At 73.3% G+C, this 16,037-nt stretch carries 13 protein-coding genes; 6 read left to right on the top strand and 7 right to left on the bottom strand.

Annotated elements, in window-relative coordinates:
* The first annotated feature begins 30 nt into the window (after positions 1-30).
* The 6 genes from nirB (at position 31) to ACWGO8_RS16285 (ending at position 9,931) form a co-directional block, all read left to right on the top strand.
* A complete protein-coding gene (gene nirB / locus ACWGO8_RS16310) occupies positions 31-2,637 on the top strand; it encodes a nitrite reductase large subunit NirB (protein ID WP_452044062.1) in 2,607 nt (868 codons plus the stop codon).
* Complete coding sequence (gene cobA / locus ACWGO8_RS16305) at positions 2,634-3,410, top strand: uroporphyrinogen-III C-methyltransferase (protein ID WP_452044061.1); 777 nt, start codon at positions 2,634-2,636, stop codon at positions 3,408-3,410. Before nirB ends, cobA begins: the two co-directional genes overlap by 4 nt.
* Positions 3,407-4,537, top strand: a complete 1,131-nt coding sequence (locus tag ACWGO8_RS16300) for a uroporphyrinogen-III synthase (RefSeq protein ID WP_452044060.1) — start codon at positions 3,407-3,409, stop codon at positions 4,535-4,537. Before cobA ends, ACWGO8_RS16300 begins: the two co-directional genes overlap by 4 nt.
* A 140-nt stretch (positions 4,538-4,677) precedes the next feature.
* Positions 4,678-6,078: an MFS transporter gene (locus tag ACWGO8_RS16295; protein ID WP_452044059.1), complete on the top strand. Its 1,401-nt coding sequence runs from the start codon at positions 4,678-4,680 to the stop codon at positions 6,076-6,078.
* Between the two features lie 11 nt (positions 6,079-6,089).
* The gene (locus ACWGO8_RS16290) at positions 6,090-8,303 is read left to right on the top strand and encodes a molybdopterin oxidoreductase family protein (protein WP_452044058.1); all 2,214 of its coding nucleotides are present in this window, start codon (positions 6,090-6,092) and stop codon (positions 8,301-8,303) included.
* Positions 8,300-9,931: an FAD-dependent oxidoreductase gene (locus ACWGO8_RS16285; protein WP_452044057.1), complete on the top strand. Its 1,632-nt coding sequence runs from the start codon at positions 8,300-8,302 to the stop codon at positions 9,929-9,931. Before ACWGO8_RS16290 ends, ACWGO8_RS16285 begins: the two co-directional genes overlap by 4 nt.
* A 120-nt stretch (positions 9,932-10,051) precedes the next feature.
* Here the strand turns inward: ACWGO8_RS16285 and ACWGO8_RS16280 are convergent, their stop codons facing one another.
* From ACWGO8_RS16280 to ACWGO8_RS16250, 7 genes are all read right to left on the bottom strand, one after another.
* Positions 10,052-10,813, bottom strand: coding sequence for a sirohydrochlorin chelatase (locus ACWGO8_RS16280; RefSeq protein ID WP_376955059.1), 762 nt, complete (start codon positions 10,811-10,813; stop codon positions 10,052-10,054).
* Between the two features lie 195 nt (positions 10,814-11,008).
* The gene (gene trmD / locus ACWGO8_RS16275) at positions 11,009-11,698 is read right to left on the bottom strand and encodes a tRNA (guanosine(37)-N1)-methyltransferase TrmD (RefSeq protein ID WP_452044056.1); all 690 of its coding nucleotides are present in this window, start codon (positions 11,696-11,698) and stop codon (positions 11,009-11,011) included.
* A gap of 10 nt (positions 11,699-11,708) precedes the next feature.
* Positions 11,709-12,374, bottom strand: a complete 666-nt coding sequence (gene rimM, locus ACWGO8_RS16270; RefSeq protein WP_452044055.1) for a ribosome maturation factor RimM — start codon at positions 12,372-12,374, stop codon at positions 11,709-11,711.
* A 1-nt stretch (position 12,375) separates the two neighbouring features.
* Complete coding sequence (locus ACWGO8_RS16265; RefSeq protein ID WP_148734738.1) at positions 12,376-12,612, bottom strand: RNA-binding protein; 237 nt, start codon at positions 12,610-12,612, stop codon at positions 12,376-12,378.
* Between the two features lie 3 nt (positions 12,613-12,615).
* On the bottom strand, positions 12,616-13,038 hold the full coding sequence (gene rpsP / locus ACWGO8_RS16260) for a 30S ribosomal protein S16 (RefSeq protein WP_452044054.1): 423 nt from the start codon (positions 13,036-13,038) through the stop codon (positions 12,616-12,618).
* A 164-nt stretch (positions 13,039-13,202) separates the two neighbouring features.
* On the bottom strand, positions 13,203-14,654 hold the full coding sequence (locus ACWGO8_RS16255) for an aminopeptidase P family protein (RefSeq protein WP_452044053.1): 1,452 nt from the start codon (positions 14,652-14,654) through the stop codon (positions 13,203-13,205).
* Entirely contained in the window at positions 14,651-15,976 is a 1,326-nt protein-coding gene (locus ACWGO8_RS16250) for an alpha/beta fold hydrolase (RefSeq protein WP_452044052.1), read from the bottom strand. Before ACWGO8_RS16250 ends, ACWGO8_RS16255 begins: the two co-directional genes overlap by 4 nt.
* Positions 15,977-16,037 lie beyond the last annotated feature (61 nt).

Below are 16,037 nucleotides of genomic sequence, written 5' to 3'. Positions count from 1 at the left end.
TCGCCTCCATTCCCAGCCATGGAGGCCCCCATGACCGAGACCACTCCCACCCCCACCGGGATCCGCGACGTCGTGATCGTCGGCGGCGGACCCGCCGCCCACCGGCTCGCCGACAGCCTGCACGCCCGCGACGAGGAGCGCACGCTGCGCGTCACCGTCGTCGGCGAGGAGCTGCACCGCCCCTACGACCGGGTGGCGCTGAGCACGAGGCTGGCGGATGCCGCGACCGACCTCACCCTCGAACCCACCGCCATGTGGGACGAGGGCCACACCCGGCTCGTCACCGGCGAGCGCGTCGTCGCCGTCGACGCGGCTGCGCGCACCGCGACCACGTCGGGCGGACTGGTGCTGCCGTGGGACGAGCTCGTGCTCGCGACGGGCTCGAGCGCGCCGGTGCCCGACCTCCCCGGGCGCGACCACGCGCGCGTCTACCGCACGATCGACGACGTCGACGCGTTGGTCGGCGAGACGCGCGAGCTCGCCGAGCGCCACGGGCGCCCCGCGCAGGTCGTCGTCGCCGGCGGCGGGCTCCTCGGCCTCGAGGCGGCGGGCGGGCTCGCGAAGCTCGGCGCGCACGCCGCCGTGGTGCACTCGGGCGGCTGGCTCATGTCGGCGCAGCTCGATGAGGGTGCCGGTCGCGCGCTCGGGCGCATCATCGCCGGCCAGGGCATCGGCCTGCACCTCGGCGCCCGTCCGTCCGCGGTCCTCGTCGAGGACGACGCGGTCGTGGGCGTCGAACTCACGAACGGACGCACCATCTCGTGCGACCTCATCGTCTTCGCGATCGGCATCAGCCCGCGCGACGAACTCGCCCGCGACCTCGGCCTCGAGCTCGGACCGCGCGGCGGCGTCGCCATCGACACCTCCTGCGCGGCATCCGCCGCCGGCATCTGGGCCATCGGCGAGGTCGCGAGCTTCGAGGGCCGCTGCACCGGCCTCGTCGCCCCCGCGAACGCGATGGCCGAGGTCGTGGCCGACCGCCTGCTCGGCGGCTCCGCGGAGTTCACGAGCGTCGACGACGCGACGAAGCTCAAGCTCTCGGGCGTCGACGTCGCGAGCTTCGGCGACGCGCTCGCCCGCACCGAGCAGGCGCTCGAGATCGTCTACGCCGACCCGGCGCGCGGCCTCTACCAGAAGCTCGTGATGACCGACGACGCGAAGACGCTCCTCGGCGGCATCTTCGTGGGCGACGCGTCGCCGTACGCCTCGCTGCGCCCCCTGCTCGGCACGGAGCTGTCGGCTGAGCCCGCCGCCTACCTGTCCGCCTCGGGCATGGAGGCGCCCGCGGGCGACGAGCTGCCGGCGGCCGCGCTCGTCTGCGCGTGCAACAACGTCACCGCCGGCACGATCCGCGACGCGGTGAACGGCGTCGGCCACGAGGAGGGCTGCACCGAGCTCGGCGCGCTGAAGACGTGCACGCGGGCGGGCACCCAGTGCGGATCATGCGTGCCGCTCGTGAAGAAGCTGCTCGAGTCCGAGCTGACGAAGTCGGGCCAGGCCATCTCGCGCGCGCTCTGCGAGCACTTCGAGCTGTCGCGGCAGGAGCTCTTCGAGAGCGTGCGCGTGCTGGAGCTCACCTCGTTCGACGACATCATCGGGCGGCTCGGCACCGGACGAGGCTGCGACGTCTGCAAGCCGGTGGTCGGCTCCATCCTCGCGTCGCAGCACGGCTCGTACATCCTCGACGGCGGCCGAGGCGGCCTGCAGGACACCAACGACCGCGCGATGGCCAACATGCAGAAGGACGGCACGTACTCGGTCGTCCCGCGGATCCCGGCCGGCGAGGTCACGCCGGAGAAGCTCGCGGTCATCGCGCAGGTCGCGATGGAGTTCGGGCTCTACACGAAGATCACGGGCGGCCAGCGCATCGACCTGTTCGGCGCCCGGCTCGACCAGCTGCCCGACATCTGGAGGATCCTCGTCGACGCCGGCTTCGAGTCCGGCCAGGCCTATGGAAAGTCGCTGCGCAACGTGAAGAGCTGCGTCGGCTCGACGTGGTGCCGCTACGGCGTGCAGGACTCGGTCGCCATGGCGATCCGGCTCGAGCTGCGGTACCGCGGGCTCCGCTCGCCGCACAAGCTGAAGTTCGGCGTCTCGGGCTGTGCGCGAGAGTGCGCGGAGGCCCGCGGCAAGGACGTCGGCGTCATCGCCACCGACCAGGGCTGGAACCTCTACGTCGGCGGCAACGGCGGCTTCCAGCCGGCGCACGCGCAGCTGCTCGCGAGCGACCTCGACGACGAGACGCTCATCCGCTACATCGATCGCTACATGATGTACTACATCCGCACCGCCGACCGGCTGCAACGCACCGCGCGCTGGATGGAGGACCTCGAAGGCGGCGTCGACCACGTGCGCGAGGTCGTCGTCGACGACTCGCTCGGCCTGGCCGACGAGCTCGAGGCCGCGATGGCCAAGCACGTCGACACCTACGAGGACGAGTGGGCGGCGACCCTCGCGGACCCGGAGCGACTCCGGCGGTTCCGCTCGTTCGTGAACGCGCCCGGCACGCCCGATCCGTCGGTCGCACGGGTCCCCGAGCGCGGGCAGTTCCGCCCGGCGACCGCGGAGGAGCGGGAGCGCGGTGAGGCCGTGCTCGTCGCCGGCACCACGATCCCCGTGCGGGGAGCCGACGCATGACCGGCCGGGTGACCCTCGTCGGCGGCGGTCCCGGCCGCGAGGACCTCCTCACGCTCGCCGCGGTGCGCGCGCTCGCGGCCGCCGATGTCGTCCTCTACGACCGGCTCGCGCCGCACGAGGGCCTGCGCGAGCTGGCACCGAACGCCGAGCTCGTCGACGTCGGCAAGCGACCCGGACATCACGCCATCCCCCAGCACGAGATCGAGGCGCTCCTCGTCGCGCACGCCCTCGCGGGGCGGCATGCCGTGCGACTCAAGGGCGGCGACCCGTACGTGCTGGGGCGAGGCGGCGAGGAGGTGCTCGCGTGCCACCGCGCCGGGGTGCCGGTCGAGGTGATCCCCGGCGTGACCAGCGCGATCGCCGTGCCGGGCGCCGCCGGCATCCCGCTGACGCATCGCGGCGTGAGCCACCTCTTCACGGTCGTGTCGGGCCACGCCCCGCTCACCGAGGCGGAGCTCGAGCACCTCGCGGGCCTCGGCGGCACGATCGTCGTGCTGATGGGCGTCAACTCGCTGCCGTCGCTCACCGCCGGCCTCGCGCGCGCCGGCATGCCGGCCGGGATGCCCGTCGCGATCATCGAGCGCGGCTTCTCCGCCGACCAGCGCACGACCGTCGGCGATCTCTCCGACATCGTCTGGGCCGCCGGGCGCGCACGCGTGTCGTCGCCCGCGGTCGTCGTGGTCGGCGAGGTCGTGCGGCTGGCCCACGACGGCGACGCCGCGGCATCCGAGCTCATGGAGCGCGCAGCGGGCTACGCGGCGGTGGCCACGTGACCGACGTCATCGAGTGCCCGCCGGGCTTCCGGCCCGACCAGCTCGCGGGGTTCCGCATCGGGGTCACGAGCGACCGGCGCTCGGCCGACCTCATCGACGCGCTCGCCCGGCGCGGCGCCCAGGTCGTGCACGCGCCGACGCTCCGCATGACGAACGCGGTCTCCGACGACCCCGTCATCGCCGACACGCGCGCGATCATCGCGGCCCGGCCCGACGTGCTGCTCGCGACGACCGCCTACGGCGTGCGCCGCTGGTTCGAGGTCGCGGATGCCGCGGGGCTCGGCGAGGACCTCGTCGACGCGCTCGCCGACACGGCCATCCTCGTGCGCGGGCCGAAGGCTCGGGGCGGCGTGCGCGCCGCCGGGCTCAACGACGTGGGCATGAGCGCGGAGGAGACCACCGAGTCGCTCATCGACGAGGTGCTCGCGAACTACCCGGCCGGACTCACGGTCGCGGTGCAGCTGCACGGGTTCCTCAACCCGTCGCAGCTCGACCGGCTGCGCGACGCGCACGACCGCGTGCTCACCGTCGAGCCGTACCGGTGGGTGCAGCCCGACGACGGGGACGATCGCGTCGACCGGCTCATCGAGGCCGCCTGCACGGGTGGCCTCGACTGCATCACGTTCACGAGCGCGCCGGCCGTGCACGCGCTGTTCGGCGCGGCGGAGGCGCGCGGGCGCTACGAGGACCTCGTCGATGCGATGTGCGGCCCCGTCGTGGCCGCGGCCGTCGGACCCGTCACCGCGCAGCCGCTCGTCGCGGCCGGGATCGTGCCGATCCAGCCCGAGCGGTTCCGCATGGGGGCGCTCATCCGGCTCGTCTGCGAGCACCTGGAGTCCTCGCGGGTCATCCGGCTCGACACCCGGCACGGCCCGCTCGCCCTGCGCGGCTCGGTCGTCGACGTCGACGAACGACGGGTCCCGCTCGCCCCCGTCGCGCTCATGATCCTCCGCACGCTCGTGCAGGCGCGCGGCTCCGTCGTGGGCCGCGAGCGGCTCGCCTCCGGGCTGCCGGGCACGAGCGACGAGCACGCGCTGGAGGTGGCCCTGAGCCGCCTGCGCCAGACGCTCGGCGTCCCGGGACTCATCGCCACCGTCGTCAAGCGCGGATACCGGATCGATGTCTGAGCACGACCTCACACGGACGCTCGTCCCGGGTGAGCAGGTGGAGACGCAGGGTTTACCACCGGACCGATCCGAGGAAACACGCCGCCCATAGCGTCGGCTGCACGAGCTCCACCACGTGACCGACACCCCCGGAGGCACCGATGACCGAGACCCTGAGCGCCGCTCCCCCGCACGGCGCACCGCCCCAGGCGCCTGAGTCCACCGCGCCCGCCCTCGCCACCCGGCCGGGCCGCTGGATCGACCACTGGAACCCCGAGGACACCGCCCAGTGGTCGTCCCAGGGCCGCGCGATCGCGCGCCGGAACCTGAACTGGTCGATCTTCGCCGAGTTCCTCGGCTTCGTCGTCTGGCAGCTCTGGAGCATCGTCGCGGTGACCCTCCCCGCGGCCGGCTTCGACCTCGGCACGGGCGAGGTCTTCTGGCTCATCTCGATCCCGAGCCTCGTGGGCGCCACCCTGCGCATCCCCTACTCGTTCCTCGTGCCGAGGTTCGGCGGCCGCAACTGGACGATCATCTCGGCGGGACTCCTGCTCCTGCCGACCGTCGCGCTGGCCGTCTGCGTGTCGAACCCGGAGACCCCGTTCGGCGTGCTCCTCGCCGCGGCGGCCCTCGCCGGCTTCGGCGGCGGCAACTTCGCCAGCTCCATGTCGAACATCACGTACTTCTACCCGCAGAAGGAGAAGGGCTGGGCGCTCGGCCTCAACGCCGCAGGCGGCAACCTCGGGGCATCCGTCGCGCAGTTCGTCGTGCCCATCGTGATCACGATCGGCGCGGGCGCCACGCTCAACCTGCCGGTCGCCGGCTGGATCTGGATCCCGTTCATCCTCGTCGCGATGTTCGGCGCCTTCCGCTTCATGGACAACCTGTCGAACGCGAAGGCCGACCTCGCAGGCTCCGCCGCGGCGCTCAAGGAACCGCACCTCTGGCTGCTCTCGCTGCTGTACATCGGCACGTTCGGGTCGTTCATCGGCTTCGCGAGCGTGTTCCCGAAGCTCATCGCCGACCAGTTCCCCGACTTCTCGACGATCGCCGTCGGCGGCGCGTCGGTCTCGCTCGCGTTCCTCGGTGCGCTCGTGGGCTCGCTCGCCCGCCCCTACGGCGGCCGGCTCTCCGACCGCTTCGGCGGCGCCCGCATCACGATGCTCGCCTTCGCGGCGATGGGCACCGTCACCGTCGGCGTGCTGCTCACGCTGCCGCTCGGCAACTTCTGGCTGTTCCTCGGATGCTTCCTGCTGCTGTTCGCCGCGGCGGGCATCGGCAACGGCTCGACCTACCGCATGGTGCCGGTGGTCTTCGCGGTCCGCGGCGGCGGCACCGGCGACGTGTCCACCCAGCGCAAGGCCGCGGCCGCGCTCGGACTCATCTCCGCGATCGGCGCGTACGGCGGCTTCCTCATCCCGCAAGCGCTCAACCTGTCGTTCCAGGCGACGGGCGGCTACGCCGGTGCCTTCCTCGGGTTCGTGGTCGGCTACGCCGTGCTCCTCGTGCTCACCTACGTCGTCTACGTGCGGTCGGGCCGCATGGGCGCGCACAAGATCTGAATCGAGGCCGCATGACCCGTCCCGCCGACTCGCACTGCCCGTACTGCGCCCTGCAGTGCGCGATGACCCTCACGCCGGTCCCGGAGCCCATCGCGGCGGTCCCTGAGCCCGTCGAAGGGGTCCCTGAGCCCGTCGAAGGGACCGCGGCGGCCACGCCGGCCATGCCGCCGGCCGCCCCGCCCGTGACGATCGCCGGCCGCGACTTCCCGACGAACCGCGGCGGGCTGTGCAAGAAGGGCTGGACCTCGGCGGAACTGCTCCGCGCACCCTCGCGCCTCGGCGCCCCGCTCGTGCGGGGCGCCGACGGCGCGTTGCACGAGGCGAGCTGGGACGAGGCGCTCGACCTCGTCGCGGCGCGGCTCCGCGGCATCCGCTCGGCGCACGGGGCGGACGCGGTCGGCGTGTTCGGCGGCGGCGGGCTCACGAACGAGAAGGCGTACCTGCTCGGCAAGTTCGCCCGCCTCGCGCTCGGCACGAGCCGCATCGACTACAACGGCCGGTACTGCATGTCGTCGGCCGCGGCGGCCGGGAATCGCGCGTTCGGCATCGACCGAGGGCTGCCGTTCCCGCTCGAGGACCTCGACGGCGCGTCCACGATCCTCCTGCTCGGCACGAACGTCGCCGAGACGATGCCGCCCTTCATCGGGCACCTCGCGGGCGCGCAGGCGGCGGGCGGCCTCGTCGTCGTGGACCCGCGCCGCACCGCGACCGCGCGGCTCACGGACGACGGGAAGGGCCTGCACGTGCAGCCCGCGCCGGGCACCGACCTGGCGCTGCTGCTCGGCCTCATCCACGTCGTGATCGCCGAGCGCCTCGTCGACGAGGCGTACGTCGCCACGCGCACGGTCGGGTTCGACCGGCTCCGCCGCAGCGTCGCGTCGTGGTGGCCCGAGCGTGTCCAGTCGGTCACGGGCGTGGCCGCGCTCACGCTCCGGCGACTCGCGCGACGGCTGGCGTCGGGCGCGGGCACCTACATCCTCACGGGCCGCGGCGTCGAGCAGCACGTCGACGGCACCGACACCGCGACCGCGGCGATCAACCTCGCGCTGCTGCTCGGCCTGCCCGGCCGCCTCGGCAGCGGATACGGCACGCTGACCGGCCAGGGCAACGGCCAGGGCGGCCGCGAGCACGGGCAGAAGTGCGACCAGCTCCCCGGGTACCGCAAGATCGTCGACCCCGACGCTCGCGCGCACGTCGCTCGTGTGTGGGGCGTCGATCCCGACGTGATCCCCGGACCGGGCGTGCCGGCCGTCGAGCTGCTGCAGTCGCTCGGCCGGCCGGGCGGAGTGCGCGCGCTCATGGTGCACGGCTCCAACCTCGTGGTCTCGTCGCCGAACGTCGAGGCCGTGCGCGCGGGCCTCGAGCGCCTCGACCTGCTCGTCGTATGCGACTTCTTCCTCTCCGAGACGGCGGCGATGGCCGACGTCGTGCTGCCGATCACGCAGTGGGCGGAAGACGAGGGCACGATGACGAACCTCGAAGGACGCGTCATCCGTCGCCGGCGTGCGATCACGCCGCCGGCCGGCGTGCGCGACGAGCTGTGGATCTTCGCGGAGCTCGCGCGACGCCTCGAGTGCACCGCCGCCTTCGACACCGACCCCGAGCGGGTCTTCGAAGAACTGCGGCTCGCCTCGGAGGGCGGCATCGCCGACTACTCCGGCATCGACTACGCGATGCTCGACCACGGCGCGGCGGTCTTCTGGCCGTACCCGCGCGGCAGCGTCGGGACCCCGCGCCTCTTCGCGGACCGGTTCGCGCACCCCGACGGGCTCGCCCGCCTGGTGGCCGTCGCGGTGCGCGAATCGGCGCGTCCGCGGCCGGGCGACGGCGAGCTGACACTCGTCACCGGGCGGCTGCTCGAGCACTACCAGAGCGGCGCGCAGACCCGGCGGGTGCCGGAGCTGCTCGACGCCCAGCCCGAGGCGCTCGCCTCGGTGCATCCGGCCACCGCCGACCGGCTCGGCATCGCCGACGGCGACGACCTCGAGGTGACGAACCACCGCGGCGCCGTGCGCGTCCGGGCGCGGCTCACGACCGACATCCGGCCCGACGCGGTGTTCCTGCCGTTCCACTACGGCGACGAGCAGGCCGCGAACCTGCTCACGTCGGACGCGGTCGACCCCATCTCGTCGATGCCCGAGTTCAAGACCAACGTCGTGCGCGTCATCCGCCTCGCGGACGACGTCGGCGACGCACGCCTCACGGAAGCCGGGGTCCCCGCATGAGCGCTCTCAGGATCGTCCTCGTCGGATACGGGCCGGTCGGCGCCCGGTTCGTGGAGGAGCTGCTGCCCTCGGTGCGCGCCGGCGCGATGGAGCTCACCGTCGTCGCCGGGGAGGACGTCGAGGCGTACAACCGCGTGCTCGTCGCCGAGCTCGCCGTGGGCAACACCGACCTCGACGCGATGCTCGTCGGCGATCGGGAGGCCGCGGAGGAGGCCGGAGCGCGCGTGCTGCTCGGCGTCGCGGCGACCTCGATCGACCGGGTCGCGCACACCGTGCGCCTGAGCACGGGCGAGGACCTCGCGTACGACCGCCTCGTGCTCGCCACCGGATCGCGGGCGAACGTGCCGACGCTCGACGGCGTCGAGCGCCACCGCCGAGACCTCGCCTCGCTCGAGAAGTACGCGCGGCAGCTCGTGGCCCGCGACGACGACCTGCCCGTGGGCGTCACGGCGCTGCGCGACCTCGCCGACGCCGAGCGCGTCCTCGAAGCCGTGCGCGAGCGTCGCCGCATCATCGTGCTCGGCGCCGGTGTGCTCGGACTCGAGCTCGCCCTCGCCGCAGCCCACGCCGGCGCGCAGGTGTGCGTCGTGCACCACGGCCCGCACCCCATGCCGCGCAACCTCGACCGGGGCGGCGGCCAGGTGCTGCGGGCGGCACTCCGACGCACCGGCATCACCGTGATCGCGCACAGCCGCGCCGAGGCGGTCGCGTTCCGCACCGACGACGACGGCCGTCGCCGGTTCGACATGCTCGTGACCGCCGACGGCAAGCAGCTGCGCGGCGACCTGCTCGTGCTCTCGTGCGGCGTCAGCCCCCGCAACGAGCTCGCCACGCTCGCGGGCCTGCGCACGGCCGTCGGCATCGTCGTGAATCCGCGGCTGCAGTCGTGGAGCGATCCCGACGTCTACGCGATCGGCGACTGCGCGCAGGTCGTCGAGCGCACCGAGGAGCTCGTCGGGCAGCGCGTGCTCCCTGGAGCGCCGTCGGGGCTCATCGGCCCCGGATGGCGCCAGGCCGCGTGGCTCGCCGAGGCGTTCGCGACCGAAGCGGGGCAGCGCGCCGGCGACGGCGCGGGCGGCGCGGGCGGCGGCGATGCCGTGCCCGCCGAGCGCGACCCCATCGTCATGCTCAAGGCCGAGCACATCGACGTCGTCGCGGTCGGCGACATCTCGGCCGACCCCTGGGACGACGACGCCCTCCACCCGCGCCGCCGCGTCTCGCAGTGGGCCGACCCCGAGCACCTGCGCTACGTGAAGATGGTCACCGAGGACGGCGCCCTGACGGGCTTCGTGAGCGTCGGGATGCCGCGGACCGCCGCCGAGCTCACGCTGCTGTTCGAGCGCCGAGGCGAGCTGCCGGCCGACCGCTCGATGCTCCTGCGCTTCGACGGTCCCGACTACGACCCGAGCGAGGACGCCGACGCGTTCGCGCCCACGACGACCGTGTGCTGGTGCAACGGCGTGACCGTGGGTCGCATCGAGGAGGCGGCCGCATGCGGCAGCACGACCGTGGAGTGCGTCGGCCGCGACACCCGTGCGGGCACGGGCTGCGGCGGCTGCAAGGGCCGCATCGCGGAGGTGCTCGCACGCGTGGCCGCGGCGGACGGGACGCCGAGCCTCACGGCGTGAGGCGTGAGGCGTGAGGCGTGCGCGTGCCGCCCGGCCCGGGCATGACGGCCGCCGGCGACCGGCGCTCGCCGGCCTCGAGCCGTCGCAAGCCGTGCCGACCGCGCGCTCACGCGCAGCGTGTCAGGCGGGCTCCCAGTCGTTCGCGTCGACCGCCGCGTAACGCTCGAGCACGAGCTCGACGAGCTCGTGCGGCGCCGGGTGGTCGGGCAGCAGCAGCGGTTCGGCGATGAGGTCTCCCCCGGCGCCCGCGGCCGCGTCGTAGAAGGTGCCCGGCGCGAGCAGGTACGCGCCGATGACGACGCGCGTGCCCGGGTGCACCTCGCGGATCATCTCGATCGCGTCGGGCAGTCGAGGGATCGCCGCCGCGATGAACCCGACGGTCACGGGTCGTCCGAGGCGCTGGCCGAGCCGTCGCGCGGTCTCGAAGCACTCGCGCACCGCACGCGGGTCGTTGGATCCGGCGGCGGCGAGCACGACGGTGTCCTCCTCGTCGAGGCCCAGGTCCCGGAGGCGCCGCGCGAGCACGGCGACGATGCGGTCGTCGGGTCCGAGCTCGTCGGCGAGCTGGGCGCCGCCGCCGAGGCGGTCGAGTCCGAGCGAGAGTCCGGTGCGCACGTGGAAGCCGGCCGAGAGCACGAGCGGCACGATGACCGCGTCAGGCTCGGCCGCTGCGGCGAGGGATGCCGCGACGTCGCGGTTCGCGGCATCCACGAAGCTGATCGACACGTCGAGCTCGGGCCGCTCTGAGGCGACGGCGTCGACGAGCCGGATCACGGCCTCGCGGTTCTCCGCCGAGGGGGCGCCGTGCGTGACCGCGACGAGCCGGAGGGGGTGGATGCCGGGTATGTCCGCCGGCACGACCGCACCGCTCGTCCCGACCATGTTCCGCCCCGCGCTTCCCGGCGGAATCCGGTCTCGCCGCCGGTTTCGACGCTATGCACGGCGTGTTTCGCAGACGGGGCCCATGTGTTTCCGGGACGTGAAGACTGCCTCACGCCCGCGGCGGGGAGGTGCGCGGCGGGCGTGCGCTTCCGCGCAGGGGCGCGGGACGCGGCATCCGGTTGCGCCTGCGAAGCGTCAGTCGTCGAGCAGTTCGGGCCGCACGCGCCGGGTGCGCTCGACCTGCTGCTCGTGCCGCCACGCGGCGATCGCGCCATGGTTGCCCGAGAGCAGCACGGGCGGCACGTCGAGTCCCCGCCACGAGGCCGGCTTGGTGTAGCTCGGGTACTCGAGCAAGCCGTCCGCGTGCGACTCCTCGACGAGGCTCTCGGGGTTCCCGACGACGCCGGGCACGAGCCGTCCGGCGGCCTCGATCATGGCCATGACGGCGACCTCGCCGCCGTTCAGCACGTAGTCGCCGAGGCTGATGAGGCGCACGCGCATCCGGCCGGCGTAGTGGTCGACGACGCGCTGGTCGATGCCCTCGTAGCGTCCGCAGGCGAACACCAGGTGCTCCTCGGCCGCGAGCTCGCGCGCGAGCGCCTGCGTGAACGGCTCGCCGGCGGGCGACGGCACGACGAGCAGGGCGTCGGATGCCCCGTCGCCCACGATCGCGTCGAGCGCCTCGCCCCAGGGCTCGGGCTTCATGACCATGCCCGCGCCGCCGCCGTACGGCGTGTCGTCGACGGTGCGGTGCCGGTCGTGCGTGTGCTCGCGGAGGTCGTGCGTGCGGACGTCGATCAGCCCCGACTGCCGCGCCTTGCCGAGCAGCGACAGGTCGAGCACGTCGAAGAACGACGGGAAGATCGTGACGATGTCGATCCGCATGGGGCCGACCCTACTCGGCGGCGTCGTCGGTGCGGTCGGATGCCGCGGCGTCGCCGTCGGTGGGAGCTTCGGCGTCTCCCTCGGTGCTGCCGGCCTCGGCGGCGGGCGCCTCGGGCGTCTCGGGCGTCTCGGGCTCCTCGGGGAGTTCCTCGAACAGCCCGGCGGGCGGCGTCACGGTGAGCGTGCCGGCGGCGATGTCGACCTCGGGCACGATGGCCGACACGAACGGCACCATGACCTCGCGGCCCTGGGCCTTCACGATGAGCAGGTCCTGCGCGGGGAGGTGGTCGACGTGGACGACCTCGCCGACCTTCACGCCGTCGCGCATGACGGCGAGGCCCACGAGCTGGTGGTCGTACCAGGCGTCGTCCTCGGGCGTCTCGTCGTCGACGTGCTCGACCCAGAGGATGGCCTTCACGAGGCCTTCGGCCGCGGTGCGATCGTCGACGCCCTCGAAGAACCCGACCGGGTGGCCGTTGTACCAGCGCAGCTCGCGGAGCGTGAGGTGCTTGCCATGCCACGGCGAGGACTCGGGCACCTGCAGCGAGAACTCGGCGCCCGGCACGAAGCGGCGCTCGGGGTCGTCGGTGTAGAGCTCGAGCTTGATGGCGCCCTTGAGGCCGTGCGCCTTGGTCAGGCGGCCGACCCTGAGCTGCGTCCGGGGTGCGCGCGCCACGTCAGTCGTCGGTGTCGACGACGTCGACCCGCACGCGACGACCGTCGGCGAGCGCGGTCACGAGGGTGCGGAGCGCCTTCGCGGTGCGGCCGGCACGGCCGATCACGCGACCGAGGTCCTCGGGGTTCACGTGAACCTCGAGGACCTCGCCGCGTGCGCTCGACGCGGTGACGACCTTCACGTCGTCAGGGTGATCGACGATCCCCTTGACGAGGTGTTCGAGCGCGGACTGGAGCAAGGCCTACGCCTCGTCCGTCGCGGTCTCATCGGCGTCGGCGGCCTCGGCGGGGGCCTCCTCGGCCTTCGCGGGCTTCTCGGCCTTGGGCTTGAGGACCGGCTTCTTCGACTCGTCGGCCACGAACGCGGCCTTGGCCTCGGCGACCTGGACGGTGGACTTCGCGTCCTTGTCGCCCTTGAACTTGCCCCAGTCGCCCGTGAGCTTGAGGATGGCGGCGACCTGCTCGGTCGGCTGGGCGCCGACGGAGAGCCAGTACTGCGCGCGGTCCGAGTCGACCTCGATGAACGAGGGGTTCTGGGTGGGGTGGTACTTGCCGATCTCCTCGATCACACGACCATCGCGCTTGGTGCGCGAGTCGGCGACGACGATGCGGTAGTACGGCGCCCGGATCTTGCCGAGGCGCTTGAGGCGGATCTTGACAGCCACAATTCTCCTGAAAAATGTCGAAAGAGGTTGAACCGATCGCCTGGAGCGTGGGGTGCACACCCGGCGGAAGCTCGAAAATGGTCGGACCACGGCCGGATAGAGGGTCGGGCGGCGGTCCAACCAACCATTCTGCCAGATCGCGGCGGATGCCGCGAACCCGCGCGTCAGCGCAGGGTGGCCATCCACGCCTCGATGCCGGCGGCGTCGATCGGGAGTCTCGACGACAGCACCTCGGAGCCCCGGTCGGTGACGAGGACGTCGTCCTCGATGCGGGCGCCGATCCCGCGGAGCTCGGGCGGCAGGGTCTCGTCGAACGCATGGAAGTACAGGCCCGGTTCGACGGTCAGCACCATGCCCGCCGCCATCCTCGCACCCTGGTACGCCGCGTGGCTCGACGAGGCGCAGTCGTGCACGTCGATCCCGAGGTGATGTCCGACGCCGCAGACGATGAAGCGGCGGTGGTGCTGCCCTTCGGGCGAGAGCGCCTCGTCGACCGAGACCGGCAGGATGCCCCAGTCCGAGAGCCCCTGCGCGATCACCTCCATCGACGCGGTGTGGAAGTCGACCCAGTCCCGACCCGGACCCACGGCGGCGAGGCCGGCGCGGTGGGAGGCCTCGACGAGGTCGTGCACCTGGCGCTGCACCGGGCTGAAGGTGCCCGAGGCGGGCACCGTTCGCGTGACGTCGGCGGTGTACCCCGAGCGTCGCTCGACGCCCATGTCGAGGAGCAGCAGCGCCTCGGGGTCGACCGCGCCCTCGGCGCGCACCCAGTGCAGGATCGGCGCGTGCGCACCCGAGCCGACGATGGTGGCGTAACCGGGACCGGCGCCGAACGTGCGGGCGTGCCGGTCGAACGTGCCCTGCAGCCAGCGCTCGCCGCCGCGGCCGACCGCACGCGGGATCTCGAGCGCGGTCGCCGCGAAGCCGTCGACCGTCGCGTCGACGGCGGCGCGCAGCTCGGCGATCTCCCAGTCGTCCTTGACCATGCGGAGCTCTGCGAGCACCTGCGCGAGCTCGCCGGAGCGGGGGTGGCCGCCGAGCGCCGACAGCGGGCCGCTCGCGGGCACGGCGCCGGCGAGCAGCGCGTCGCCCGGCAGGTCGAGCTCCTCGATGCGGCGGGTCCGGACGCCCAGCGCGTCGGCGTACTCGCCGAGACCGGGCATTGCCCCCACCCAGAGCTCGCCGCGCAGCGGGTCCGCGAAGAACGAGACGTCACCCGGCCGGAAGGGCGCCGGCAGGTACAGGACGGCGTCGTGCCCGCCGGCCACGGGCTCCAGCACCACGATCGCGTCCTCGATGCCGACGCCGACGAGCCAGAGGAAGTCGCTGTCGGCGCGGAACTCGAAGGCCGTGTCGTTGGCGCGCATGGGCGCACGGCCGGCCGCGATCGCGAGCGTCCTCCCGGGCAGCGCCGACGAGAGGCGATCCCGGTGGATGGCAGTGGCCGTCGGCGACCCGCTCGGCACGACGGGCGTGCGGTCGGCCTCGCCCCACCCGTCGAGCATCCAGGCGCTGAACCCCGGCGCGTCCGCGAGGCGCGGCATCCGCGGGTCGGGCTCGGCCGGACGGGGCATAGAACGGGCCCCGGTGTCGACGACGGCGCGGTCGGTGGTCATGCGGTCTCCTCCCGGCTCGCTCGTGGCGAGCCCTTCGTGGTGGTATGCACGCCGAGGCGGACCTCGAGCGCGTCGAACAGCCGTTCGCCGACGTCGCCCCGGTGCAGGCCGTCGTGCTCGTGCTCGTTGGTGACCCACGCGTGCAGCGCTCCGACGCGCCCGGCCGTCTCGAGCGAGAGGCCCGCGTCGACGTACATGTCGTCGAAGTAGACGGCCGCCTCGATCGGGACCTCGTTCGCGGCGAGCCGCGGCAGGTCGTACAACTCGATGGGCGTGTGCGCCGCCGCGAGCAACTCGACGCCGGCGCGGAAGCCGCGCAGCGCCCGGATCTCCTCGAACATCCATGGGAACACCATCTCGCCCGTGAACTGCAGCGGTCGCGCCTCGGGCGCGAAGTCGGGATGCGCCGCCCGTGCGCGCTCGGCGGCCCAGGCGGTCGGACCCGGCCCGTAGATCGCCTCCTGCAGCGCGATGAACAGCGGGTTGCGCCGGAAGCCGGTCTGCTCCTGGAGGTCGGCGAGGAACGTCTGGGTCAGGCGGTCCTCCGCGGCATCCGCGAACGCCTCGTCGAGGACCCAGTGCACGCGGTCGTAGCCGACCGACATGCCGAAGTCGAAGCCCAGCGCCTGGAAGCGGCGTACCGTCAGGCGGTCGCCGTCGGGCAGGCGCACGTCGGTCGCGTCGAGCACGTCGGCGATGCGCGCGACGCGGTCGGCGAGGTGCGGGAACCGCGCCCGGAACTCGGCGTTCTTCCCGCGCACGCGCGGGAAGGTGCGCGCGTACACCGCATCGGCCGACGGCTCGATCCCAGGCAGGCCGCCGGTCACCGCCGAGGCGACGACCGCCTCGGGCGCGACCGACAGGTAGTGCAGGGTGAGGAAGCCGCCGTAGCTCTGGCCGAGCGTCCACCACTGCGTGCCGTCGTAGTGGCGGTGGCGGACCGCCTCGAGGTCGCGGATGATCGCGTCGGCGCGGTGGAGCGCGAGCCGCCGGGCCGACTCGGCGGCCGACAGCTCCGCGAAGTCGTCGCCGTCGACCGGGGTCGACCGTCCGGTGCCGCGCTGATCGGGCAGCACGACGCGGAAGCGCTTGAGCGCCGCCTCGAGGAACCCCTCGCGCCCGAGCGGTCGCGGGGACTTCCCGCCGGGGCCGCCCTGCAGATACACCAGCAGGGGCAGTTCCTCTCTCGCACGTCGGGCGTCGACGAGCTCGCGATGGAAGACGCGGATCGTCTCGCCGTCGGGGTCGTCCCAGTCGAGCGGGACCGTGGTCCACGCATCGCGGGCGAGGATGTCGCGACCGATCAGGTAGCCGTTGCTCACCGTCCGACCGTAACAGGTGCCATGTTACGCAGCACCTCCTCCGACTGGTGTATACCTGTTG

This window comes from Agromyces sp. NPDC055661, assembly GCF_053618135.1.
This window is presented reverse-complemented; position numbering and strand designations above follow the sequence as displayed.

Excerpts from the sequence above, each read along its gene's own strand:
- nirB (WP_452044062.1), top strand. The coding sequence starts at position 31 with ATGACCGAGACCACTCCCACCCCCACCGGGATCCGCGACGTCGTGATC.
- cobA (WP_452044061.1), top strand. The coding sequence starts at position 2,634 with ATGACCGGCCGGGTGACCCTCGTCGGCGGCGGTCCCGGCCGCGAGGAC.
- ACWGO8_RS16295 (WP_452044059.1), top strand. The coding sequence starts at position 4,678 with ATGACCGAGACCCTGAGCGCCGCTCCCCCGCACGGCGCACCGCCCCAG.
- ACWGO8_RS16290 (WP_452044058.1), top strand. The coding sequence starts at position 6,090 with ATGACCCGTCCCGCCGACTCGCACTGCCCGTACTGCGCCCTGCAGTGC.
- ACWGO8_RS16285 (WP_452044057.1), top strand. The coding sequence starts at position 8,300 with ATGAGCGCTCTCAGGATCGTCCTCGTCGGATACGGGCCGGTCGGCGCC.
- ACWGO8_RS16280 (WP_376955059.1), bottom strand. The coding sequence starts at position 10,813 with ATGGTCGGGACGAGCGGTGCGGTCGTGCCGGCGGACATACCCGGCATC.
- trmD (WP_452044056.1), bottom strand. The coding sequence starts at position 11,698 with ATGCGGATCGACATCGTCACGATCTTCCCGTCGTTCTTCGACGTGCTC.
- ACWGO8_RS16255 (WP_452044053.1), bottom strand. The coding sequence starts at position 14,654 with ATGACCACCGACCGCGCCGTCGTCGACACCGGGGCCCGTTCTATGCCC.